Origin of the sequence: Rothia sp. HMSC065D02 (assembly GCF_001815285.1) — a bacterium.
Taxonomy (GTDB): domain Bacteria; phylum Actinomycetota; class Actinomycetes; order Actinomycetales; family Micrococcaceae; genus Rothia; species Rothia dentocariosa.
In genome coordinates this window covers 625322-649614 of sequence record NZ_KV820092.1, presented here as the reverse complement: position 1 = coordinate 649614, position 24293 = coordinate 625322, and the positions used below count along the sequence as shown (strand labels likewise).

Below are 24293 nucleotides of genomic sequence, written 5' to 3'. Positions count from 1 at the left end.
ATAGTGCAAGAAATACCCGCATTGATGCGCGTCGTTCATTGACGACACGCCCGAAAAACACGTACACTAGTAATCGCGTGTATCAGCATCCCTATGCACCAGAGGCATGTACCTACGCATCTTCCGGATGATACGCGCGGTAAGTATCCGTCAGACTCGACGTCACCTCTCGTGCTTTGAGTAGGAAACAGTAAGTGAGCGCTCGCAAACTTGCCGGAGACGTCGACCTATTATTAATCCAATTGGAGCCCTAACTACATGAGCACCAACATCCCTCAGGTCGCAATCAACGACATCGGCAACGAGGAAGAATTCCTCAAGGCAGTTGACGAGACCATCAAGTACTTCAACGATGGCGATCTCGTCTCCGGTCAGGTTGTTAAGGTTGATCACGACGAGGTTCTGCTCGACATCGGTTACAAGACCGAAGGCGTCATTCCCTCTCGCGAGCTTTCTATCAAGCACGATGTAGATCCCGGTGAAGTAGTCGCAGTTGGCGATGAAATCGAGGCTCTCGTCCTGACTAAGGAAGACAAGGAAGGTCGCCTGATCCTCTCCAAGAAGCGCGCACAATACGAGCGTGCATGGGGCGACATCGAAAAGATCAAGGAAAACGACGGCGTCGTCACCGGTACCGTTATTGAGGTTGTCAAGGGCGGTCTTATCCTTGACATTGGTCTGCGAGGCTTCCTGCCCGCATCCCTCGTTGAGATGCGTCGTGTTCGCGATCTTGCACCCTACATCGGTCAGCAGCTCGAAGCTAAGATCATCGAGCTTGACAAGAACCGCAACAATGTTGTTCTCTCTCGCCGTGCATGGCTTGAGCAGACTCAGTCCGAGGTTCGCTCCACTTTCCTCAACCAGCTCGAAAAGGGCCAGGTACGCGAAGGTGTTGTATCGTCTATCGTCAACTTCGGTGCCTTCGTCGATTTGGGTGGCGTGGACGGTCTGGTTCACGTTTCCGAACTCTCCTGGAAGCACATCGACCACCCCTCCGAGGTTGTCGAAGTTGGTCAGCCTGTAACCGTTGAAGTTCTTGAGGTTGATCTGGATCGTGAGCGTGTCTCGCTGTCCTTGAAGGCTACCCAGGAAGACCCGTGGCAGGCATTTGCTCGCACTCACGCTCTGGGTCAGATCGTACCCGGTAAGGTTACTAAGCTCGTTCCCTTCGGTGCGTTTGTTCGTGTTGAAGATGGTATTGAGGGTCTGGTTCATATCTCTGAGCTTGCTGTGCGCCATGTTGATTTGGCAGAGCAGGTTGTTTCGGTGGGCGAAGAGCTCTTCGTCAAGATCATTGATATTGATATGGATCGTCGTCGTATCTCCCTGTCCCTCAAGCAGGCTAACGAAGGCGTTGATCCCAACGCTACTGAGTTCGATCCCGCACTGTACGGTATGGCAGCTGAATACGATGAAGCTGGCAACTACAAGTACCCCGAAGGCTTCGATCCCGAAGCTAACGAATGGCTTGAAGGCTTTGACGCACAGCGCGAGGCTTGGGAAGCACAGTATGCAGAAGCACAGGCTCGTTTCGAGGCACACAAGGTTCAGGTTGCTAAAGCACTTGAAGCTGACGCAGAGGCAGCCGCTGCTGCTCCCGTTGCCGCAGCTGAGCCAGCACCCGCATCATCTTACTCTTCCGATGAGAAGTCTTCCGCTGGTACTCTCGCATCTGACGAGGCTCTAGCAGAACTGCGTAAGAAGCTGACTGGCAACTAAGGTTTATTCGTTTATAGAGTAGCCTCTAGTTCTAGAGTATAAATATCACGCACGAGGGTTCCCCAAACCTGGGGAACCCTCGTGTAGTATTGTGCGTCTTTTCTCGCGTACAGTTTTAGACCTCAGCACATAGCTCGTTCCAGACCTTTTGAACCTGTGCTTGAGTATCTTCACGAGATCCACTATTGGTAATAACCCACCGAGCAATGTCGGCACGCTGCTGATCGGTGGCTTGAGCAGAAATGCGTGCTTGAGCTTCTGCATGAGGCATATTCCGATATTTGCTAAGTCGCTCTAGACGAATGGGGAGATCTGTCTGTACCGCAATGACAGCATCAAATTCTGCAGCGCGTTGAGTCTCAACCAGGAGCGGAATATCATCAATGATAATGCCCGAAAAGTTGTGGGAGTTTACTGCATCGTCAACAATCTCAGAGGCGCGAGCACGAACTTTGGGATGCACAATAGCGTTGAGTTTCTTTCGTTCTGCGTCATGGGCAAAGATACGTTCCGCTAAACGAGCACGATTAAGGGTTCCGTCTGCATTGAGGACGGACTCTCCGAAGAGGTCGACTGTGCGAGCAAGGACTTCCTGCCCAGGCTCCATGAGTTCACGCGAGATCGCATCTGCATCAATAATAACGGCGCCTAGATCCCTGAACATCCGCGCGACTGTGCTTTTACCGCTTCCAATGCCGCCTGTCAGAGCGTAGCGACGGTACTGTGTAACGTCCATGAAACCCCTAGAATAGTAGTTGTGAGTACTCAAATGTTCCAAGAATCCCGCACACAACGATACACAGTATTGCATGGAATAGAACCCTATGAGAGTCTTCTTGAGATTAAGCGTAGCGAATTTATTGGTCATGTTAAACGCGTATACACAACAGATGAGGCACGTGCTTACATAGATTCGCTTCGGAAGAGCTATCACGATGCCCGCCATGTGTGTTCGGCCTTTGTTCTTGGAGCGGACCGTGAAATTCAACGTTCATCGGACGATGGCGAACCTGCCGGTACTGCAGGAATTCCAATGCTTCAAGCTCTTTTAGCACGCCAGACACGCATTGATGAGGGCGGTACTGACCTTTCTGATCTTGTGGCCGTTGTTGTTCGTTACTTTGGGGGTATCAAACTGGGCGCTGGCGGATTGGTGCGTGCCTATACCGATGCGGTGGTGCAGACTCTCGATAACGCCCATTTTGATTCTCGGGAACGGATGCGGGTAGGCACCGTTTTAGTTTCTCTGGCTGAGGCTGGGCGAGTGGAGAATGAGATTCGGGCATCAGGAATTGAAGTATTAGGTACGGATTATCTTGTAGACGGCGCCCAGATCTCTCTATGTGTTTTCGATCGGGAGCAGAAGAAGCACGAGGCACAGGAACGTGTTATAGCAATAACTTCTGGTCAGGAAAATATCGTATGGGGTGATACTCGGTGGGTAGATATTCCATGTTTTTAGCCCAGCCATATTAGATTTAGAGCATACCCTAAATTTTAAACTAGGCTAGGCATAGTATCTTGGTGCTGATTGTGGTACGTTGAATACGGTGCAGCATTGTCTGCCACATACACCGCAAGTGAAAGCTGAGAATTTTCCCGTGCATTTTAACTCTGAACAGCATAGCTCCGTCACACATACGTCTAAACCCGATGTTGAACCTGCGACTGTTGAGCAGATTCTCAATGCTTATGCGCAGGGTAACCTAGATACGCTCCTGAATGTGTTGACGCAGCGGCCGCATGATTTTGCGCAACAGCTTAACCGTATTTGCCGTGCTTTTCCTTCTGAAATTGAACGTATTGCAGTCACTCTTCAAGAAGTAGGCGAAAATCTTCCTCAAGGAACCCTAGTTCGCCTCTATAATCAGTATTCCAACGCAGCTCGCGGCGTGGGGGAGAAAATCTCTCAAGATAATTCTCGTATGCTGCATATCATCCAGGCTCCTGTGATAACTCGTGCTCATGCTGCCCGTCTACTCCTAGCCCTAGAGCTCTGTTTGGCACCTAAGATGCGTGGACTAATTGTGACCATGCCGCCTCAAGATTTTTACCAGCCTATGGAAGCCGAACCCCAGCCGGTCTCATGTAATCCAGCGCTCGATGGTGCAGTTAACCCCTTTATACCCAGTTTGTGGGAAACTTTTCCGTTGGGAAACTCCAATGAAGCTGTGGCGCTGAGTGCTACAGGTATACGCGAAATTCCTGACGGGTATGAACTATCTGTTATGCTCCTCGACGATGACTACCAACGCGTGCATACCATAGAGCGGGGTGCACCAGATACTTGCTTCTCATGTTTCTGGGATGAAGAAGTAGAAGATTCAGAGAACGATATTCGATGTGGGCTTGAGCTGGGATACCGTATTGAAGAATACGCTGAAATTAACGTGCACCGCGCCATGAAAATGGGAGCGCGGTATATTGTGGTGACGGCTCTTGTAGGTGAGTGCTTTCCTCAGAGCACTGATGAGGATGATACCTGTAATGCACCGTCGCAAAATGGCGCTCCACGGTTTGATTCTCGGGTTGCGCCAGATCTGCGATCTTTGATTATTACCCCGGATGAAAATATTCGCCCGGTTGCACATCGCGGTAATTTTCACGTTCTGGATGTTCCAGGGCGCACGGTTTGTGCCGTACTCGATCTTTATAAGCAACGAATTACTATGCCTGCGGTCGGCATTCCAATGAAAGCTGACGAAGACGATACGCTCGTTGCTCTCATGGGAGCGCTAAATGGCTACCTGCCCATGACAGTACGAGATTTCATGCAGCTATCGGGAGCTATAGTTAAATAAGTATCAAGTTTGGATCGTGTGGAATATTAGACCCATCAATTTCTTAGATGGTGGCATGCATCTTCCTAGAGTGAAACCCTCTGATTTCTCGAATACATCAACTAGAATAGATGTATGAGTCTTGCCCCGGAGATTAAACGAGTCGTAGCCCCTTTTGAAGTTGTCAGTCCATATCAGCCAGCTGGTGATCAGCCTAAGGCTATTGCTGAGCTTACTGAGCGCGTGGAGAACGGTGAAAAAGATATCGTTCTGATGGGTGCCACCGGCACCGGTAAATCTGCTACGGCGGCATGGGTGGTCGAATCTGTGCAGCGCCCTACGCTTGTTATGGTGCAGAATAAGACTCTTGCTGCCCAGTTAGCCAATGAACTACGTGAACTCTTGCCCAATAACGCGGTCGAGTATTTCGTCTCATACTATGACTACTATCAGCCTGAGGCCTATGTTCCGCAGACGGATACTTTTATTGAGAAAGACTCCTCAATCAATGAAGAAGTAGAACGCCTGCGGCACTCTGCTACGAATTCCCTTTTGACTCGCCGCGATGTTGTTGTGGTCTCGACTGTTTCGTGTATTTACGGTTTGGGTACGCCCGAAGAATATGTGGAGCAGATGGTCACTCTTAAGCGCGGGGATGAGATAGATCGTGATGACCTGCTGCGCCAATTTGTGAATATGCAGTACGCCCGCAACGACATGGATTTTCACCGTGGAACCTTCCGGGTGAGGGGAGATACTGTCGAAATCATCCCTATGTACGAAGAGCATGCTATTCGTATTGAATTTTTCGGCGATGAAATTGAGGCTATCTATACTCTGCACCCGCTCACGGGTGAGGTTATTCGAGAAGAAGACGAGATGTATGTCTTCCCGGCGAGCCACTATGTTGCTGGTCCTGAGCGTATGGCTCGCGCTATTGCCTCCATCGAAGACGAGCTCCAGGAACGTCTACAAACGCTAGAATCTCAGGGGAAGCTTCTGGAGGCACAGCGGCTACGTATGCGTACCACCTATGACCTTGAGATGATGGAACAGATGGGGTTCACCAGTGGTATTGAGAACTATTCACGCCATATCGACGGTCGTTCAGCAGGTTCGGCTCCGCATTGTCTGTTAGACTATTTCCCCGATGATTTCCTGCTTATTATCGACGAGTCACACGTGACGGTACCTCAAATCGGCGCCATGTACGAGGGCGATATGTCTCGTAAACGTACGCTCGTGGAACATGGGTTCCGTCTGCCTTCTGCCATGGACAACCGCCCTCTAAAATGGGATGAATTCTTAGAGCGCATAGGGCAAACTATTTATCTTTCGGCTACTCCCGGCAAGTATGAGCTTTCGCAGGCTGATGGTTATGTTGAGCAGATTATTCGTCCAACAGGACTGGTGGACCCAGAGATTATTGTAAAGCCTACGAAGGGGCAGATTGACGACCTTCTTGAACAAATTCAAGAGCGTACTGAACGCGACGAGCGTGTTTTGGTGACGACTCTAACCAAACGTATGGCAGAAGACTTGACCGAGTATTTGGTGCAGCATGGAGTACGTGTGCAATATTTGCACTCCGATGTAGATACTCTCAAACGCGTAGAGCTGTTACGTGAGCTTCGCATGGGCACTTTTGATGTTCTGGTAGGTATTAATCTGCTTCGTGAGGGACTGGACCTTCCTGAGGTTTCACTGGTGGCTATTTTGGACGCTGATAAAGAAGGATTCTTACGTTCGACGACCTCGCTCATCCAGACGATTGGTCGTGCAGCGCGTAACGTCTCGGGGCAGGTACATATGTATGCAGATACTGTCACCGATTCAATGCGTACTGCTATTGACGAGACGAACCGTCGTCGAGAGATTCAGCAGGCGTATAACCGGGAGCATGGCATAGATCCGCAGCCTCTGAGGAAGAAAATTGCGGATATTACAGATGTTCTCGCTCGCGAAGAGGAAGACACCCATGAGCTTTTGCAATTACGCAAGAGCGGTAAGAAAGGTTCTCGAACAGTTGAAGCCGGAGCGAAGACAGGGTCAAGTACTTCTTCGAAGATCGCAGCAAGTACCCCAGAGTCGGATGCTCTTCTTGCCAAAGCTCAAGACCGTGTTCGCGCCGATGGTCTCGCAGCTGAGCCTGCTGAGGATCTGTTGGAACTTATCGAACAATTGAGTGAGCAGATGCGTCTGGCTGCAGAAAACCTGCAGTTTGAGTTAGCGGCACGTTTACGTGATGAACTTACCGATCTCAAAAAAGAATTTCGGCAGATGCGAGAAGCTGGGCATGCGTAATGTCTTATTAAGAATGAAAATATAAAGGTTCAACCTTATACTTGTTGAGATATTGTGTTTTGTCCTAAAATTTAGAATATTGCTTCGATGAAGATATGCGTTATTTTCACTTCACAGATGTATAGGAATTTGCGCGTTATAATTACTTGTTAGCAGAGAAGCAATTACACTCACTCACAAGATATGCATAGGCATTCAAGGAGAAGCTTTTGCCCAGAAATAAGTCAATACCTATTAATCGACGTGCTGTGGCTAAGGGCGTCGCATGGGCTACCCCGATAGTGGTCGCTTCTACAGCGGTTCCAGCAGTTGCTGCATCCCGATGTGACCCTAAGAGCGCCCCTGGATTTCGCCAGGCGGGTTCGTGGGCCATTAAGAATCCAGACAGAGGAAAACTCAAGTCCGCTGGATCTAATCGTCCGAGCACGTTTCATGGAAAAGAATATTGGATTTCAAATACAACTGCTTTAGGCGAAGAACCCGCTACTATTAGGATTACTGCGGGGTTTGAATCAGGAGCTGATGACAGCAGTATTTTAAATACTGAATGTGGTATGTATCGTGTACGTATCTATATGACGGCTATAGAAACACGAGCAGCTTCCGGAGAATACCGTGGTAATCCTAAAGTAACTATTACCCTGAGAGATCCTCGAGGAAAACTTATTAACGGGAAAACTCTTCGATATACCACCGACCCCGCTGGACAACCTGGGGGGTTTATTTCAGTTCCCTTAGGTGAAGATATACAGGCACAAGAATGGACTCTCAAAGCAATTCCTGGAGTCTATAGGTTTGAGGCTGTATTTGACGTTCCTGCCGAGGGCCTGGAGTCTCGTCGAGTCCAGAATCGTGGTCTTGGCTTTACTGTGCCAATTTTTGAGCCAATGTAAAGTAGATTATTTTGCATAACCTTGTACATGCACAGAAAGATAATAATGTCGTAGTGCATATGCATAGATTTACATGTATGCCTACACTCTGGATTTGTTCTTGTTCCATAAGGGTTTAGGTGGTCATCAAAACTTGAAAGAAGGAACAATACCTGTGCGAACCGGTGCGTCGCAGAGCTGCGATTACAGGGCAAGTCGCCGCACTGTTACTAAAGGTATAGCCTGGGCGGTACCTGCAGTGCTGTCAGCAGCGACAGTACCAGCTTTTGCAGCTTCCGGCTGTGAAGATGTACCTGGGCCCAGTTTTGCCCAGCTGGAGCGGTGGTCTATCTCCAATCCTGCATCCGGGGAACTGATATCGCCTGCCTCGAATGGGATAAAAATTATTGGTGGGCAGGAATACTGGATGTCGGAAAGCACCGCAGTAGGCAATGAAAAAGCGAGTATTGTTTTGCGCACTGCATACCGTGCTGGCTACGATTCAGAAGCTCAGCTACGACCAGGATGTCGGTATTCTTTTAAATACTCTGTAGCGGCACATGATGCAGACCATGGTAGGCGTAAAGGCAAAGGTGACGTCAAGTTAGATGTTTACCTCTATGACCCTGATGGGGTCCAGGTGCGTAACAGTGGGCATACCTATACGACAAAGCCGAGGCAGAACACTAACAAATCAACCTCTGTTCCTCTTGGCGGGCAGGTGTCTGCGCATGAGGTTTATGTAACTGCTCAGGAAGGGCTTTACCGCCTCGAAACTGTTATTACTGTTGCCGCGGAAGAAAAACGGCGCGATAAAGTCGTAGCCCGAGCAATCGGAATTACCTCACCCTGCTTTGAATTTGCGGGGTAGATGCTTCCTGCCTAGGGAAAACTATGAGGCAACAACGTTCTGATCGTAACGTTCGCGGGCGGCGAGAACTGCATCCATATTAGTTTCTGCCCACTGGCGTAAAGCATTCATCGGGGCAATAAGTGTATTACCAAGCGGAGTTAATGAATAATCTACACGTGGTGGCATAGAAGCCGTGACCGCGCGGGTGAGCAGGCCATCGCGCTCCATGGAGCGCAAAGTCTGGGTAAGAACTTTGGGGGATAACCCTTCGATATGATCCTTAATCTCCCCAAAACGAGCACTTGGCTGATCGGCAAGAACAGCAACAATCATAGGAGTCCAGCGGTCCGTAAGATGTCGCAATACAGTACGTGAAGGACACGCGCTAGCCAGAATATTGGCGGGGGCTCCATTACGTGATGTTAGAGTTGCAGCCATAACTACTTTCCAGTCCAAAAATTGAGAAAGTTTCTATAGTTACCTTGAGGTATCTGGTTACTAAAGGATACTATTGTCTCGGAAGCCCGGCAAGCTGGGGGAGTACAAGACAAAAATCCGAGCTGGCGTGTTTGGAAACAGGAAAGGATATACAGATGAACATCGCGGTTATTGGGGCAACCGGTATGGTCGGGGAGCGCACTGTGGCAGAGGCAGTTGCGCGCGGGCATCAGGTCGATGCATACAGCCGTTCTGGTAACGCTGTACCCGGTGCAGAAAGCAAAATCGTTGATCTAGCTAACACCGACGAACTTGTCTCAATCGTTAACGGTCACGACGTTACCATTATTGCTGTTTCTGCCGGTCGCGGTACTTCTGCAGATCCGGTTATCAACGCTCATAAGGCGCTAATTGCAGCCAAGCCTGCTGGCCGTCTACTGATTGTAGGTGGTGCCGGTTCCCTCATGGACGAAAATGGCGTGCGTCTCGTTGATACCGCTGGGTTCCCCGAGGCATACAAAAATGAAGCCAAAGCTTTCTGCCAGATCCTTGAAGAATACCGAGCATCCGACGGGCTAGCTTGGACGTTGCTTTCCCCCGCACCTCTTATCCGTCCCGGTGAGCGCACCGGCAAATACAATGTATCGCTTGACACTCCTGCTGGTACTGAGATTAGTGCTGAAGATTTTGCTGTTGCTCTACTTGATGAAGCGGAAACCCCAAAACATCCCGGTGTTCGCTTTACCGTTGCTCACTAAAATATAGGGTTGGAAATACTAAAATCCGGTACAGCTTCTTACGAAGCTGTACCGGATTTTAGTGTTCACGAAGAATTTACTGATTATGAACCTCTGCTAGCATATTCTTCAAATGGCCCAAAATAGTAAGTGGATCGGAACCAAAACCATCATGATGATGAGTTTTCGAGGTCCATACCTGGGTATTACCAACCCAGCGGGCTGTTTCCATTGAGTTCTCAAAATCCACATAAATATCTGGGTTGTAAGCTGCGGCAACTACCGGAACCTCATTCCGATGCAACTGTTCATGATCGTAGAGTCGTCCCCAGTCTTTCTTCTCCGCAAGAATCTGCGCAACATCTGCCAGAGGGCGCAGTGCAGGATCTTCTTCGTAGTACCACGGGAAAATATGCTCGCCCGTGAAGAAGAGAGTATCGGCTTCAGGAGAAAACTCGGGGCGCTGTGCAGCTACCCGTGCCGCTGCCCAATTAGTGGGGGCGGGCGAAGGTGAGAGCTCATAACCCGCAATGCCTGGCAAGGTACCGTCAGCGGGACCATCTGCATAGATCGTCTCATGCATAAGGGCATAGAGAGGATTTGCCAGGAAAGAAACTTCGCTGCTCATAGATGAGAGGAACTGATCTGAGAGGCGATCGTCTCCTTCAGCGAAAGCAGTTTCTAAGAAGTAGTGCAGACCGCGCTCGCGCCAGCGCCCACCTAAATAGTGACCAGCCATCTGAAAACGGTGATCGGTCAGACGCTCACCCGTGGGAAGGTACTCTTCGTGGGTGCGCAGATGTTCTGCGATGCGAGTAGCGAGAGCTGCATCCTCGGGGAACCACTCATAGTATTCCTTGTTGCGCTCAGCCATACGATCGAAGGTATGCTGGTACACGTTGTCTACTGTGGTGCGAATTGGTGCCAAACCCGCAGTAATCCTCGAATCACGCAGTGATTGTGGGGCGAAGGACAGGTAAGACAGAGTCAAGAATCCGCCGAAGGACTGACCGATGGTTGACCACCGCTTGTCCTTACGGCTGGCGAGCAAGACCTCGCGTATAGCTTCCGCATCTGCGATGATGGAGTCTGCCCGGAAAAGCTCAACATATTCGGCCTGAATCTGGGGGTCACCCACCGCTGTAATGTTGCGTGCGGATAGGGGAGAAGACATACCGGTACCACGCTGATCCAGCAGGATAACGCGGTGAGTTTTAGCCAGCTCGGCTATCCACCCACCGATGGAACCGGTCTTAGGGGAACCAAACCCAGGACCGCCCTGTAGATAGACGATATAGGGACGCTTCTCGACGGGAAGAGTCAGAGTCTCGCTTGTATTGATGACTTCACGAGCAAAAATTTTGATGCTTTGATCTGCAAAACGTGAAGATAGCGCGGCATCACGCCCTTTGGAAAAAATCAGGCCGTGAGTGAGCGGAACCTGAAACCAATGGTCGATAATTTCGTATCCATCATGTTTGACGACAGTGCCTTGGCGGTATTCAACTTGAGGAAGTGCAGAAATGGTCAACGGTGAACCTTCTTTCATACCTATAAACTCATCATGTGTATAGTCTATCGCGCCCCACCTCTTAAGGCAGAGCGCGATAATTTTATGGTAGTGCAAGAAGTCAGATTCGCTTACATGTGCGTACTTAATGTGTTAGGAAAGCTTGCACAGCGAAGACTCAGCGGTTCCATTAACACGACGACCTGGGGAACCCGGGGTCGTGCCTGAAGAAATATTAGAGTTATAGACTTGCGAGCTATCTACATATGAACCGCCTGCGCCGCCGCCGCCCGAAAAAGCAGAGGCACCCACAGGAGACCATGTACGGGTAGTCCACGGTCCATATGTTTCACGAGTCCAGCTCTGATCGGTGATGTAGCCGCCCGATGTAGTTACCGAACCTGAACCACCGCCTCCATAACCCCCACCACCGGTTGCGCCGTGGAGAATAGAACATTGGTTAACTTCTTCATCGGATGAATTCGTCGTGTTCACCATGCCGATACCGACGACACCGGAACCCCCAGTACCACCGTTGGAACCATTACCCGTTAGACGTGCATCATCTCCCATGCTACCCGCAAGGTACTGGTTTATTGTGGAATGCTCGGCATTATTCTCATAGGAAACCGAAGTGATGTTCCGTGTATTAACGGTACCGCCAACAGCGCCGCCAGCACCTCCGCGCCCGTCACGGCCACCAAGTCCACCATTCATTTTGAGTCCGAGACCTGGAAAATAGTGGTATATTTCTTCATAACTACCGCCGTTCGTGTCGCCAGAACCTCCCGTACCACCATTAGCGACGGTACCCGGAGTGAAATAAAGGGATTTAAAGTCTGCTGGGCGAGGTCCAAGGCTATCTTCTCGCCAGTCCGTATAAAGCGTCTGGCGACCGCCTCCTGCACCGCCACCGCCAGCGATAGCGATAACAGTACCGTTGAGAAGAACCGCAGATGCGCCTCCGCCCGTAGGCGCATAGAACTCCATCAATCCGCCTGGATGCTCCTGAAACCTTTGTACCTGACTATTAGTGCCAATATATGCACCAACATGGGAACCACCGTCTGCCCAACCGCGTCCCGGTGTAGAAGCAGTAGAACCATAAGGGCCGCCTCCACCGGCCACAATGAAGGTGATAACGTCACCTTCATTGACATTGACAGCACCAGAAACTGTGGCTCCCGCACCCCCGATGCCACCTTGGGCAGACCCCTGGTACGAGCCTCCAGAGCCACCGGTAATAGAAAATTTGAAGGCCTTAGTTTTCTTATCTACCGTTACAGTATATGTACGCGACGTACCGTCGGCTGAGGTATTTGCAAAGGCCTGTTCGTAGCCGCCATATTCACATTCCACCGATGATGCGTAAGCGGGAATGGTAGCGCTTGCTGTCACGAGAGGGACAGCCCACGCCGACCCCTGTACAAGAGTTCGACGAGATAAGAAAGGGGAGGAATTTGCTTTCATGGGATTAACTCCTTGAGAAGTTGAATAAAGATTTGCGAAGTGCAGTAGGGAAGATAGAGCAATCGCACGTATAGGGCAACTCCCTGGTTAAACGCATTAGAGGGATAAGAAGTACGGTGCGAAATACGTACAAGTATTTCGCACCGTACTTTATTTACTTGGTCTTCTTGTCTGCTGTGAAATTACGGCATACAACAGCGGTTGCCGCGCCATTCACACGCATACCGGGCTTACCAATGTTACTGCCGGTAGTTATATTGGAGTCATAGACGCGAGAGGTATCGACGTAGGACCCTCCACCGCCACCTGCGCCGGAGAACGCCGCTGAGCCAACTGGTGACCAGTATCCCCCCTCGATGTAGTTCCCATCAACCCAACCTGTGACAGAGGCGTAGGATTGATCCGCGCCATAACCGGCAGCAGTAGTCACTGACGCGCTACCGCCGCCGCCGTATCCACCGCCGCCGGTTGAGCCGTGGAGAATGGAACACTGGTTCAGATCACTTGTGCGGTACCAGGTAATAGCCATACCGATACCAACCACGCCTGCACCGCCTTGACCTCCATTATTTCCTTGGGAATTTTTTGTGAGGGTAGCATCGGCACCTGCGTTACCGGCAACGTTTTGGCTGAATAAGTAGCGCTCTTGTGAACCCTCAAAGGAAATAGCGCTGTTGCTCTTCGGATCAGACAAAGAACCTGCAGGTGCACCTGCTCCGCCCTGCCCATTACCGCCGCCAAGACCACCGTTCATGTTGAGGGCAGGTCCTGGGAAGAACAAGTAGGTTTCTTGGTAGCTGCCGCCGCGTTCACCCACACGTCCGCCAGAACCGCCGCTTGCCATATCGCCTGTATTGAATTTGAGACCTTTAAAGCTTTCAGGCTGCGGACCGTAAAACTCCTTATTCCAAGAAGTACGCGAAATCTGGCGAGCCCCTGCACCGCCGCCGCCGCCAGCAATAGCAATAGGAGTACCATTCAAGAGGATTGCTGATGCACCGCCGCCAGTAGGACCATATAGCTCGTTTATTAGGCTCTTGCTAGAATGCTCCTTGTACCGCTTCGTGTACTCATTTTCATCCATGATCGCTTCACTATGAGAGCCACCGTCAGCCCAGCCTTTACCCGGTGTAGACGGGGTATTATTATATGGGCCTCCGCCGCCAGCAATGATGAAGGTTACCTCATCGGTTGGGTTAAGATCGAGGGTTCCGGTAACAAGAGCACCAGAACCACCGTGGCCATCGCGGGCATTGCCTTGATAAGTACCACCAGCTCCACCCAAAAGGGTGAAGGTCATGACTTCAATATTGCCAGCGGTGAAGGTGTGGGTTACAGAATCACCGTTTGTCGTAGTGTTAGTGGGTACATCCAGGGTAATACCTGGGGTGCATAGTGATGATGCGAAAGCTGGTACAGAAGCGCTTGCTACGACCATAGGAGTAGCCCACGCAGCACCTTTCACAACGTTGCGGCGAGATATGGAATGCTTCATTGTGTCCTTCCAGTGTTTGATATGTGAGTGATATGAAAATCTTAGCGCTATTTTTGACGCACTATCGAATGATGGCATTATCACCACTGTCATTAGTAGGCGATAGGTGTCATTATCCTTGGTATCTCTGCAGATTTATCAGCCAGAGCTGTTAAACCTCTGATATGAAACTGCTCTGCGGAGATGAGAAAGTCCTAAGTTATTTTGTGTAGCGGTGTCTTTCGAGGATAGATATAGTACGATCATTTGAAGCGCATGGATTATTTAAGGATTATAGAGTATTTTCTCTGTGAAATGTATTTCCAAAGTTGAGAATATTATAAAATTCACTATTTTACGTCAATATTGATGTGATATTTACAAATCTCTCAACCTCTTACGGAATGATATCGAGTAAAAATATTAAGAATGTGTCATGTAGTGAATGAGGGAGCATGATGAAATGCATGAGAAGAGATTTTGATATAGGGAGCATCTAGAAATGATTTATTAGTAAAGTTATTTTTGATAAAATTTATGGCTTGCGATACACGCATGAAGTCAGATTCGAAATAGTATTGATGTAAAGTTTTACTTATTTGGGGTATATGAGATAAGGCTTTGCATGGTCAAAATTCTACACATGCAAAGCCTTATCTCTAGAGAGCACCGTAACGCGTAAGCATCATCATATGCTATTCGGCGTTGTCTTTACTTACTCACCTTTATTGTCTTTATTATCCGAGTTTTCTTTCTTGGGGTCCTCGTTGTTGGGGAGGCGGCACCAAGAAAGTTCTGCTACTGCGTTAATACGGCTCAAAGCAGTAGCCGGACGGGTGGCCAGATCCGGTAGGATCTGCCCTTCAAGGAGAGCATCGTCATGGGTTAGGTATGAACCGCCCGCACCCGCGCCGCCAGACACAGCGGCAGCACCAACAGGAGCCCAGCCGCCTCGGTCGTATTTAACCCAGCGCTGATCAGAAGCATAAGCACCTGCGGTTGTTACGGAGCCAGAGCCGCCCCCGCCGTAACCCCCGCCACCGGTTGAGGAGTGCACAAGCGCGCCCTGGTGCAGATATTTGTGGGTAAACTGACGGTTATCGACAAAGGCGCGACCAACTACGCTGCCACCACCTGTGCCGCCGTTATTGCCGAGGCTATTTCTGTCAAGGGTAGCGTCTTCACCCGATTTGCCAGCTACATCCTCGTAAAATACGTCGTTTTCATCGTTAGTTGCAAAAACAATGGAAGCATTGGAATCCATATTGCGCAGACCACCTGTTGCTGCGCCAGCACCACCCTTACCATTCTCTCCCGCAAAACCACCGTTTGCTCTTATGCTGGGACCAGGGAAGAACTTGTAGATCTCAGAGAATGAGCTGCCATTTGCGCCGTTTCCAGCGCCGCCGCTGCCGCCTTGGGCAGCTTCGGTTGTTTCAAGAACGAGAGGGAGAAACTCTTTGGGCTGGGGGCCGGACTGCATATCGTTCCATACGGTGTAGGAGTAGAACCTAGTTCCCGCTCCGCCACCTCCACCGGCGACGGCAATGAGTTTGTCATTGAGGAATACCGCAGATGCGCCACCGCCCGTAGGGCCGTAGTATTCCTCGGCAGTGTTGGGGCCTTCAAAGAATTTAACGGTGCGTGCGTCGGTCGTTTTGTAGGATGGTCCGTGTGAACCGCCGTTAGCCCAGCCCTTACCTGGTTCCGTTGGCTTATCGCGGTTATAGGCGCCGCCCCCAGCAAGAACAAACTTGAGAACGTCATTCTCCTTGACCGCAAGAGTCCCAGTAATGAGTGCGCCTCGGCCGCCGGAACCATGCATTGCAAGACCGCGGTAAGAGCCGCCCACACCGCCAGTAATGCGGAAAGTAACGGTTTCAACACCAGCAGGAATGGTGAAAGCTTCTAGGGTAGATGACCCATCATTAGTGAGGTTCTGGTTAACCGGGACAGAAATGTCGGGAACGCATTTTTCGCGGGATGATGCGTATACAGGAACGGCGGAGCTGGCGATAACAATGGGGGTTGCCCATGTGGTGCCCTGAATAACACGACGTCTAGAAATTGAGCTTGCCACGTATGATAATCCTAAATGTCTGAGATGTAGTGATACTGTCTTTCCCTGTTTGCCTATCAGAGCAAATTCCGGGATGCGTTACTGAGCACAACAGACGCAAAGAATTACATAGGCGAACCTTAATCTGTAATCAACAATATATGTCAGGTATAAGTATATACTTGGCAGAATATATGCTGATATTAAGGTTAGATTCTTGTTATCTGTGTGTTTTGAATCGTAACTGTATCTATAGTTTACGTGGTTGAAGATTGTAGTGGTCGGAAATGCAGAGAGATTTTGGTAGTGCACTTCCATAAAATTTGTTTCAGATCACAAAAAATTTAAGATTTATAGAAGTTTTTGTGATGTAAGATACTAAATATTCTAGAAATTTAGGCACTTTGGCGGAAATTTGTGATTTGTGACATATTTTTCTAAGTAAAGAAACTATTCTTCATATTTGGAAAATGAGCGTGTTCGATAAACGCGGTATGTGGACTATAAGTACATCAAACTACGCAAGCTATTTGCAATGTATGACGGCGCAAAATGATGTGGAAGAGGATAATTTTATAGACGCGGGGGGGGGGGCAATCCTACTCTCGATAGTTTAAGGCTATGCGAACTCTATTAGCACTGGAATCGTTTTATTGGATTATGAAATGTTTAAACAATGCATTGAAAGTACGCAGCTGATCGCACATATTTTAGAATTCACCCACACTTAGGATCTTCAGAACTGGGTAACCAGCATCATCGGAGGCAGCAAGAGTTACCTCCGCCCGAATACCCCAGTCGAAGTTGTCCTCAGGATCAGCAAAGGTCTGCTGTACTTTCCATACGCCAGGATGTTCCCGCACATCATCGTCAATTTGAACGAGCTTAGGGGAGCGAGCCTCAGCATCCGTATAGATATCGTCGTAGGCATCAAAATAGTCATCCATCGCATCCGCCCAAGCGTCAGCATCCCATCCTGAGGCCTCATCTAGTTCCCCAAGTATGTTCTCTCGCTCATCGGCGAAAAGCTCCACACGGCGGAAGAGAGCATTGCGTATCATCACCCGGAACGCGCGTACATTCTTCGTGACGGCTGGGGGAGTATCATCCTTAATCTCGGCGGCGGCACGATCGGCTGCCAAGGATGCAGCGTCCTCGCCAGCGGCAAGTTTCTCCCACTCGTCCACCAGCGATGAGTCGGTTTGGCGCACTAGTTCACCCAGCCACTCGATAATCTCCGCAAGATCATCGTTGACGGCCGACTCGGGTACCGTTTGCCGCAGCGCCTTATACGCATCTGAAAGGTAACGTAACAGCACGCCCTCACCACGTTCTAACGCATAGTACTGCACAAAGTCGTTGAAGCCCATAGCGCGCTCGTACATATCACGCACCACAGATTTTGGATGCGGCTCAAAGCGTGCCACCCAGGGTGCCGACTGCTGATACGTAGTGTATGCCTGCTCGATTAACTCAGTGAGAGGCTGAGGGTAGGTTACCTGATCGAGCTCATACATACGCTCGTTATACTCCACACCGTCTGCCTTCAGCTGCGCTGAAAGCTCGTTCTTAACCTTACGCTCCTGTGCATATAGCACCAGGTGAGGCGGTTCCAAAGTTGCCTCAATCAGCGAAAGAACATCTAAAGCATAGTTGGGAGAATCAGGATCCAAAAGTTCAATGGCTGCCACCGCGAATGCAGAAAGCGGCTGATTTAAAGCAAAGTTATCCTGTAAATCTTCGGTAAGCCGCAGGTATGAGCCATGCTCATCCGGGGTATCTGCGCGCTCAATAACCCCGCCGGTCAGTAGTTCCTTATAAATACTAACGGCTTTACGCAAAAGTTCCCGGCGACGCTGCGGAGGCTCGTGATTCTCCTGAAGAATGCGATAGGCTGCGACCACCGGGTTCTGAGGGCGCTGCATCAGGTTCAAAAGCATTGAGTGGGTAATATCGAACGAAGAGGTCAACGGCTCAGGCTCTGCCGCGACCAGCTGATCGAAGGTCTTCTCTGACCAACCCACAAAACCTTCCGGCGCTTTCTTGCGTTTAGACGACAGTGACTGATTAATCTTCTTTGTATCGTCACCGAACTTCGCCTGTGCTTTGGCCAGTAGACGCGCATTTTCTATATCGTGTTCGGGCGCCTGCACCACTACGGTACCAGCGGTATCAAAACCAGCTCGACCGGCACGTCCCGCGATTTGGTGAAATTCACGTGCGCGCAGACGGCGATTCTTCGACCCATCAAACTTCGACAGGGCCGTGATAAGTACGGTGCGAATAGGCACGTTAATGCCCACGCCCAAAGTATCGGTACCGCAAATCACCTTTAACAACCCAGCCTGCGCAAGCCTCTCCACAAGGCGACGATATTTAGGGAGCATTCCCGCATGGTGAATACCGATACCAGCCCGCACCAGTTTATTCAGCGCCTTGCCGAAACCCGGACCAAACCTGAACTTCGCAATAAGCTGCGCGATCCGCTCTTTCTCTTCCTTCGAAGCAATAGCTACTGGCAGCAGCGCGTTTGCCTGTTCCAGGGCGGCCTTCTGTGAGAAATGAACAATATAGACAGGGGCTTGCTTAGTCTGCACAAGCTCCTGAACCGTTTCCTGAATGGGGTCGGTTGAGTAGTAGAAATGAAGCGGAATTGGACGTTCACTACTGGCAACCAGCACGCTTTCGCGGCCGGTGAGCGTCGTCATCTCTTCCTGGAAGCGCGTGGTGTCGCCTAGGGTCGCGCTCATGAGCAAGAATTGCGCCTGCGGAAGCTCCAAAAGCGGCAGCTGCCATGCCCAGCCGCGTTGCGGATCGGAGTAGAAATGGAACTCATCCATAATAACCTGGCAGACATCCGCAGACTTACCCTCGCGCAGAGTAATATTCGCCAGGATCTCGGCGGTACAACAGATAATGGGGGCATCCGCGTTAATAGCCGAATCCCCGGTAATCATACCGACATTTTCGGCACCAAAAATCTCGATAAGATCAAAGAACTTCTCGGAAACAAGCGCTTTGATGGGTGCGGTGTAGTAAGAACGCTGCCCAGTCGCCAAACCGGTAAAATGCGCCGCCACCGCCACTGTAGATTTACCCGACCCGGTGGGGGTAGCCAGCACCACATTATGCCCCGCCGCAATTTCCAAGACAGCTTCATCTTGGGCTGGGTAAAGCGTCATGCCTCGGCTGGAGATCCACCCGGTGAACGCCTCATAGATTTCATCCGGGGTGAGCGGATTGCCAGTATAGTCACGCCGGTTATAATCGCCGGGATTCTCCGCGAGTTTGGGGGAAAGGTATTCAAGAATGCTCATGGTGCTTCAATTTTACCGAGCCTAGAGGCAGAGAATTAGCAGAATCCGTCAAAATCAGCGATGCGCACAATATTGGGTAACTATTGCGTTGCGCAGGATATACATGCCGCAGGAAACTTAGGTTGTGGTCATTTTTTACGCTAGCAGAAACCCCTCTGACTGTTAGACTTGCGTATAGCGAAGTGCGGTTAGTTTCCCTTCTGATAAGGAGTACGCAATACAGCATGAGAATATCCTTAAAGGACACACAAATAGCGGGATACTGGGCGACCGCAAGGAAAAATACTCTTGATGATTGTGTGTCAGAACTTCACCATTTTATGACCTCGCTTGAGTCACTGTACCCGGGCGGACACTGGCGTATCATGCGCGAAGCTCCTCAGCGGTTAGGGGCTAATGTTGAAAACGCTATTCCTGGATTGACCGATCTGCTATTGGGCCAGCTAGAGGGCACGAAAACTCCAGACGCAGACGCCTCATTTGGGTACTACGTTAACCTTGAATATCTGGGGCCGCTCCCAATAATTGTCCAAGGATGCGTGGGAATACAAACCGACAATAAGAATTTTAAAAACTTTGTCCTTATCAAATTTTGGCGAGACCCCGAAGTGCCAGAATCTTCAAAGGGAGAACTCACTCTTGAAGCCGGCCACCAACTGCTTAAAACAATTATTTGTTGTTGGTCACCACACTTAGCCACATGGACGACAACCACTTGGTTACGTGCTGTACCGAAGAGAGAAGCGTATACACCATCTCTAGGGTGGAAAACCTATTTCAGCGAACCAGCAGTATGCGAACTAATCAGCGACTTAGGAAATCCCCTGTATCAGGGAATACTTCTTGAAACCTCATCGGACATTCACGATGTCACCCCGGAGAAAATTGTGGCGCTTGCGCAAGAACTATCGAACCGTGGAATAGAGAGTGTACTCTACCGCGGTACATGAACGTATAGAATCAGCGTCTTGAGTCTTCGCGTCAAAAAAATACTGCATGACATCTCATGCTGTGTATGTTTCATCTAGATTGTCTACAAAACTATCGTAGCTAGTTTCTGTAGGCCCTCGTGAAAATAAGCGGTACAGCAGAAAACTATAAAATCTGCAATGCAACATGTCACACATATAAGGTAAATGTGTTAGCCTCAATATTTAATGAAATAGAGGGTATAAGCGAGGCACATATGGCGAATGTGGATGAGCAGCATCACCAAAGAAGTACAGAAGAAGCTCCCACTAGTACAAAGACGACACAGCACCAGCAGAAAAATCCTACACAGTCCTCACAAACTCCCAAGGTAGGTATTTCTGACGATGACCTGAAAAATCGGGTATCTTTACGTGTGAGTGCCCCCGGTTATACATATCCCTGGTACCGTTGGGTTATCCCCATGCTTGGCGAAACTACTGCGGGTATAGGCGCTATCGGCATTCCCGTTGTCGTGGGCACTTTTATCAATCACCAAATCGCAGGACACACGGCTGATGCCTGGCTGCTGTTTTGGGTCGTTGTCGTCTCCATCGGGTTTATCGCGCTCAACGAATACTTTGGGTGGGGCGCATCCATGAAATTTGGTGCCGAGCTAGACCGCGACTGGCGCACCTATATTAACGCCCTGCTCAACCGCGCAGCGCATAAGAACAATGCGGGTGAGATGGTTACCGTTATGAGCAAAGACGTGCGCCGTATCAGCGCAGTATTCTTCTCAATCCCTCTCTTCACCAACGCCATGATTATCGCAACTTTAGGCGCTATACAGTTGTGGCTCATTAGTCCGCTCACTGCTGCGGTGACTCTTACCGGAACAGCCTTAGTGATATGGGTTCTGGCGAAATACTCCACCTTCATGGAAAGTAAAGTGGGCGTATACCGCGCGAAAGATGGTGAAAATTCTTCGCGTGCCTCAGATATAGCAACGGGACTACGCACCATCACGGGACTGGGCGCTGAACAGCAAATGCGCGAGCGCTATCACCAGGGAGCAGATGATGTTTTCGATGCTCTCATGGAATATGAGAAAACTCATCGCTGGATGTTCCTTATCCGCGTATTCCTCAGCGGAACAGTCACCCTGCTTGGTATTGGTTTCGCGCTGACGGGACATGTTGAGAACGGACGCTGGGTACCTGATGTTCCAGCTGCTTCCCTAGTAACGGTTGCTTCTATTATCGCCATGATGGGTGGGCCCGTCTGGATTTCACAAAACTTTCTCACCGAATGGCGTTACGCCAAGGTGGGGCTGGCTAAAGTTGCTCGGCTTGAAGGGTACGCCGGGGTACGTCAAGGTGTGCTCAAAGAACCGCGAACAGATACCGAACTTGAAGCATATGTGAGCCATGAGAAAGAACACGATATGCCGGTCGTCGATATCCCGCAGGTTCCCGCAAAGGCAAGCAACACGCGCATCGTATACATCAATCCTCGGCATTGGCAGCTGACTGCTCAAGAGTATGCAGAATCGCTTGTCGAACATGTGCGTGCGCTCGCTGCCGAAAAACTGCCGGATAAACAGCGAATCCTACTAAGTGATCCTAACCCTATGATTTTCGCCGGAACTCTGCGGAATCACCTACGTCTGGGCACCGTACCGCCCGAAGACACTGTGGCTGCGCAAGCGAAAGATGAAGCTCTCCTTCAGATAACCGACTCTAGCGAAATTGCTTACCGTTTGGGCGGGCGAAATCCAGATGAATATTTTGAAGCGCTGATCACTAGCGAAGGAGCTAACCTTTCGGGCGGACAACGCCAACGTTTAGCTCTTGCGCGTGCGCTCGCCCAGGACACCCAAATACTCATTTTGACTGAGCCCCTTAATTCTGTGGATGAGCCAAGCCAGAAATATATTTACGACAGACTTGAGGAATGCGCGGGCATACCTACAGCGCCAGAGCTCTATCCTGGGCTGCTTGCGGGCTTTGAGACTATTTACGTTATTTCGACAACTGCAGAAGTATCTCGGCGTATTGCGCGAGATAACAATATCGAAACCCAGAGGGTAAATCATGTCTAAGTTACCAACCGAACCGCCCCGTGTGGTTGTGCAGAAAATGGGTTCTTATATTGTGCGTTATAGAGGGCGTGCGTTCTTCACTTTTATGGTTTATGTGTTGAGCAGCATCATGGGTGCGGTAGTGCCTCTGCAGATTGGTGCAACTGTTGACGACGTTGTGGCTGGTAAGTATGTGCAATTTCCGTGGAAACCTATATTGATTATTCTTGCTGCTACTGTTGCTCAAGCCATCGTGATGCTTTTGGCTATGTACAGCGCCGCCCGTCTTGGCGCCCTCGTAACACGCCAAGCAAGTATAGATACCATTGATGCAACTCTAGATCTTGATGCGCGAACCGTCGAGGAATCCGGCAGCGGCGACCTGCTCACACGAGTAACTGATGACCTGTCTTCAGCCTCGAACGCCGTCAGCTTTGACCTGCTCGAAATTCTTTTTGTGATTCTGTATTTCGTAGTTTCTATGGTTTCACTTGCCACACTCAGCGTACCTCTGAGCGTTATCTTCTTGCCTATGATTATCGGCTTGGGCGTGTTGATGGGATATTTTCTGCCGCGTCTTGCCCGTGAAAATCAGAGCGTGCAGGAGATTACGAGCGAGCTTAATAGCGTGCTGACCGAGAACGTCCGGGGCGCATCCACCATTCGTGAACTTGGGGTGCATGATGCTCGCAACGAAACATTCGAGGCTGATAACGATCGGCGTTATCGGGCTACACTCAAGATGGTGCGTATACGCCAGAATTATTACACGCTTGATGCTCTGAATGCGTGGTTCCCTACCGTTATCTGCTTGCTCTGGGGGTCCTTCTGCGTCATGCAAGGGTGGGCAACCTGGGGTGCCTTGGCGACTGCATCCATTATGGTTTTCAGCTTGAGAACTATGGCGGATATTTTGGGGCATCACGTGGGCAATATACGCATAATGCTGGTTAATATGGGGCGCGTGTTTGGGATTATTAATCTGGCGCAAGCGCAGCGTGCTCGGCGCAAAGATATTCGTAGAGCACAACATCATGAAACTTTGGGGAATACCACGCATGTAATCGAGTGCTCCCATGTGTCGTACGGTTATTCTTCAGATGCGCTTGTACTGACTGATATTAATCTGAAGATTGCGCCTAGGGAGTGCTTAGCGTTAGTTGGGCGTTCTGGCTCTGGAAAAACCACGCTTGCAAGGCTCATTGGCGGTTCCTTAAGCGCGCTTGACGGTACAATCCGTGTGCTGGGAAAACCAGTTGGCAATGGGGAATTTCCAACCGACAAGTACGAAGATGGTAGGCCGCGACTACTGGTTTGTACCCAAGAAGCGCATATTTTCTTTGGTACCGTTATTGATAATTTCACCGCTGTAGTACCAGAAGCCACCGAGAAACAGATCGGTGAAGCTCTGGATGCTGTTAGCGCTCGTTGGTGGCGTGAGCTTCCCCAAGGGTTGAAGACGCGTATCGGTACGGGAGAGCACGAACTCACCCGTGACCAGATTCAGCAGCTTGCTTTAGCGCGCATCGTCGCGGCAAACCCTCACGCGGTGATTCTTGATGAATCGACCACCCAGCTTGAGCTTGTGGACGCGACCGAATCATTACAGGCCGTGCTCGCGAATCGTGCTGTGTTGATTATTTCGCACGATGCGCGTATCGCATCCCTGGCAGACCGCGCCGTTTTGCTTCAGGAAGGCATGATTACCGCTGAGGGCACGCCCGCTGAGATTTTCGCTCTGACCTAGAAGATGATAGTCAAGAACCGT

At 50.1% G+C, this 24293-nt stretch carries 17 protein-coding genes; 10 read left to right on the top strand and 7 right to left on the bottom strand.

The genetic code is table 11. The features are described 5' to 3' along the window. The first annotated feature begins 258 nt into the window (after window positions 1-258). Window positions 259-1719 carry a 30S ribosomal protein S1 gene (gene rpsA, locus HMPREF3016_RS10200; RefSeq protein WP_004004572.1) on the top strand — a complete coding sequence of 487 codons (1461 nt, stop codon included), beginning with the start codon at window positions 259-261 and terminating at the stop codon, window positions 1717-1719. Window positions 1720-1834: 115 nt separating this feature from the next. On the opposite strand, the gene coaE is transcribed toward rpsA, so the two are convergent. Continuing rightward, a complete protein-coding gene (gene coaE / locus HMPREF3016_RS10195) occupies window positions 1835-2455 on the bottom strand; it encodes a dephospho-CoA kinase (RefSeq protein ID WP_246828538.1) in 621 nt (206 codons plus the stop codon). A gap of 33 nt (window positions 2456-2488) precedes the next feature. Here coaE and HMPREF3016_RS10880 point away from each other — a divergent pair, with 33 nt between their 5' ends. From HMPREF3016_RS10880 to HMPREF3016_RS10180, 5 genes are all read left to right on the top strand, one after another. After that, a complete protein-coding gene (locus HMPREF3016_RS10880; protein WP_280927146.1) occupies window positions 2489-3181 on the top strand; it encodes an IMPACT family protein in 693 nt (230 codons plus the stop codon). A gap of 139 nt (window positions 3182-3320) precedes the next feature. Then, a complete protein-coding gene (locus HMPREF3016_RS10190; protein ID WP_239664686.1) occupies window positions 3321-4520 on the top strand; it encodes a hypothetical protein in 1200 nt (399 codons plus the stop codon). 114 nt (window positions 4521-4634) lie between these two features. Beyond that, window positions 4635-6803, top strand: a complete 2169-nt coding sequence (gene uvrB / locus HMPREF3016_RS10185; RefSeq protein ID WP_070741947.1) for an excinuclease ABC subunit UvrB — start codon at window positions 4635-4637, stop codon at window positions 6801-6803. Between the two features lie 209 nt (window positions 6804-7012). Next, the gene (locus HMPREF3016_RS10875) at window positions 7013-7696 is read left to right on the top strand and encodes a hypothetical protein (protein ID WP_004004577.1); all 684 of its coding nucleotides are present in this window, start codon (window positions 7013-7015) and stop codon (window positions 7694-7696) included. Window positions 7697-7850: 154 nt separating this feature from the next. After that, entirely contained in the window at window positions 7851-8546 is a 696-nt protein-coding gene (locus HMPREF3016_RS10180) for a hypothetical protein (protein WP_048752307.1), read from the top strand. Between the two features lie 21 nt (window positions 8547-8567). On the opposite strand, the gene HMPREF3016_RS10175 is transcribed toward HMPREF3016_RS10180, so the two are convergent. Further along, window positions 8568-8966, bottom strand: coding sequence for a winged helix-turn-helix transcriptional regulator (locus HMPREF3016_RS10175; protein ID WP_048752271.1), 399 nt, complete (start codon window positions 8964-8966; stop codon window positions 8568-8570). Between the two features lie 155 nt (window positions 8967-9121). Between HMPREF3016_RS10175 and HMPREF3016_RS10170 the strand changes: the two genes are divergently transcribed. Continuing rightward, window positions 9122-9724: an NAD(P)-dependent oxidoreductase gene (locus HMPREF3016_RS10170; protein ID WP_048752269.1), complete on the top strand. Its 603-nt coding sequence runs from the start codon at window positions 9122-9124 to the stop codon at window positions 9722-9724. Window positions 9725-9800: 76 nt separating this feature from the next. Here HMPREF3016_RS10170 and HMPREF3016_RS10165 read toward each other — a convergent pair whose 3' ends face one another. From HMPREF3016_RS10165 to HMPREF3016_RS10145, 5 genes are all read right to left on the bottom strand, one after another. Further along, window positions 9801-11252, bottom strand: coding sequence for an alpha/beta fold hydrolase (locus HMPREF3016_RS10165; RefSeq protein WP_070523762.1), 1452 nt, complete (start codon window positions 11250-11252; stop codon window positions 9801-9803). 114 nt (window positions 11253-11366) lie between these two features. Beyond that, window positions 11367-12683, bottom strand: coding sequence for a hypothetical protein (locus tag HMPREF3016_RS10160; RefSeq protein WP_070741944.1), 1317 nt, complete (start codon window positions 12681-12683; stop codon window positions 11367-11369). Window positions 12684-12837: 154 nt separating this feature from the next. Continuing rightward, window positions 12838-14178 carry a hypothetical protein gene (locus HMPREF3016_RS10155; RefSeq protein ID WP_238789068.1) on the bottom strand — a complete coding sequence of 447 codons (1341 nt, stop codon included), beginning with the start codon at window positions 14176-14178 and terminating at the stop codon, window positions 12838-12840. A 694-nt stretch (window positions 14179-14872) separates the two neighbouring features. Beyond that, on the bottom strand, window positions 14873-16237 hold the full coding sequence (locus HMPREF3016_RS10150; RefSeq protein WP_048754325.1) for a hypothetical protein: 1365 nt from the start codon (window positions 16235-16237) through the stop codon (window positions 14873-14875). Window positions 16238-16926: 689 nt separating this feature from the next. Further along, on the bottom strand, window positions 16927-19533 hold the full coding sequence (locus HMPREF3016_RS10145) for a DEAD/DEAH box helicase (protein WP_070535128.1): 2607 nt from the start codon (window positions 19531-19533) through the stop codon (window positions 16927-16929). A gap of 365 nt (window positions 19534-19898) precedes the next feature. Between HMPREF3016_RS10145 and HMPREF3016_RS10140 the strand changes: the two genes are divergently transcribed. The 3 genes from HMPREF3016_RS10140 (at window position 19899) to HMPREF3016_RS10130 (ending at window position 24272) form a co-directional block, all read left to right on the top strand. Further along, window positions 19899-20483, top strand: a complete 585-nt coding sequence (locus tag HMPREF3016_RS10140; RefSeq protein ID WP_070742078.1) for a hypothetical protein — start codon at window positions 19899-19901, stop codon at window positions 20481-20483. Window positions 20484-20719: 236 nt separating this feature from the next. Next, on the top strand, window positions 20720-22546 hold the full coding sequence (locus HMPREF3016_RS10135; RefSeq protein WP_246828537.1) for an ABC transporter transmembrane domain-containing protein: 1827 nt from the start codon (window positions 20720-20722) through the stop codon (window positions 22544-22546). Further along, the gene (locus HMPREF3016_RS10130) at window positions 22539-24272 is read left to right on the top strand and encodes an ABC transporter ATP-binding protein (RefSeq protein ID WP_070741935.1); all 1734 of its coding nucleotides are present in this window, start codon (window positions 22539-22541) and stop codon (window positions 24270-24272) included. Before HMPREF3016_RS10135 ends, HMPREF3016_RS10130 begins: the two co-directional genes overlap by 8 nt. Window positions 24273-24293 lie beyond the last annotated feature (21 nt).

Bases quoted from the DNA above. Each gene is read 5' to 3' on its own strand.
- rpsA (WP_004004572.1), top strand. From the start codon at position 259: ATGAGCACCAACATCCCTCAGGTCGCAATCAACGACATCGGCAACGAG.
- coaE (WP_246828538.1), bottom strand. From the start codon at position 2,455: ATGGACGTTACACAGTACCGTCGCTACGCTCTGACAGGCGGCATTGGA.
- HMPREF3016_RS10880 (WP_280927146.1), top strand. From the start codon at position 2,489: ATGTTCCAAGAATCCCGCACACAACGATACACAGTATTGCATGGAATA.
- uvrB (WP_070741947.1), top strand. From the start codon at position 4,635: ATGAGTCTTGCCCCGGAGATTAAACGAGTCGTAGCCCCTTTTGAAGTT.
- HMPREF3016_RS10175 (WP_048752271.1), bottom strand. From the start codon at position 8,966: ATGGCTGCAACTCTAACATCACGTAATGGAGCCCCCGCCAATATTCTG.
- HMPREF3016_RS10170 (WP_048752269.1), top strand. From the start codon at position 9,122: ATGAACATCGCGGTTATTGGGGCAACCGGTATGGTCGGGGAGCGCACT.
- HMPREF3016_RS10165 (WP_070523762.1), bottom strand. From the start codon at position 11,252: ATGAAAGAAGGTTCACCGTTGACCATTTCTGCACTTCCTCAAGTTGAA.
- HMPREF3016_RS10160 (WP_070741944.1), bottom strand. From the start codon at position 12,683: ATGAAAGCAAATTCCTCCCCTTTCTTATCTCGTCGAACTCTTGTACAG.
- HMPREF3016_RS10155 (WP_238789068.1), bottom strand. From the start codon at position 14,178: ATGAAGCATTCCATATCTCGCCGCAACGTTGTGAAAGGTGCTGCGTGG.
- HMPREF3016_RS10145 (WP_070535128.1), bottom strand. From the start codon at position 19,533: ATGAGCATTCTTGAATACCTTTCCCCCAAACTCGCGGAGAATCCCGGC.
- HMPREF3016_RS10140 (WP_070742078.1), top strand. From the start codon at position 19,899: ATGCGCGAAGCTCCTCAGCGGTTAGGGGCTAATGTTGAAAACGCTATT.
- HMPREF3016_RS10135 (WP_246828537.1), top strand. From the start codon at position 20,720: ATGGCGAATGTGGATGAGCAGCATCACCAAAGAAGTACAGAAGAAGCT.
- HMPREF3016_RS10130 (WP_070741935.1), top strand. From the start codon at position 22,539: ATGTCTAAGTTACCAACCGAACCGCCCCGTGTGGTTGTGCAGAAAATG.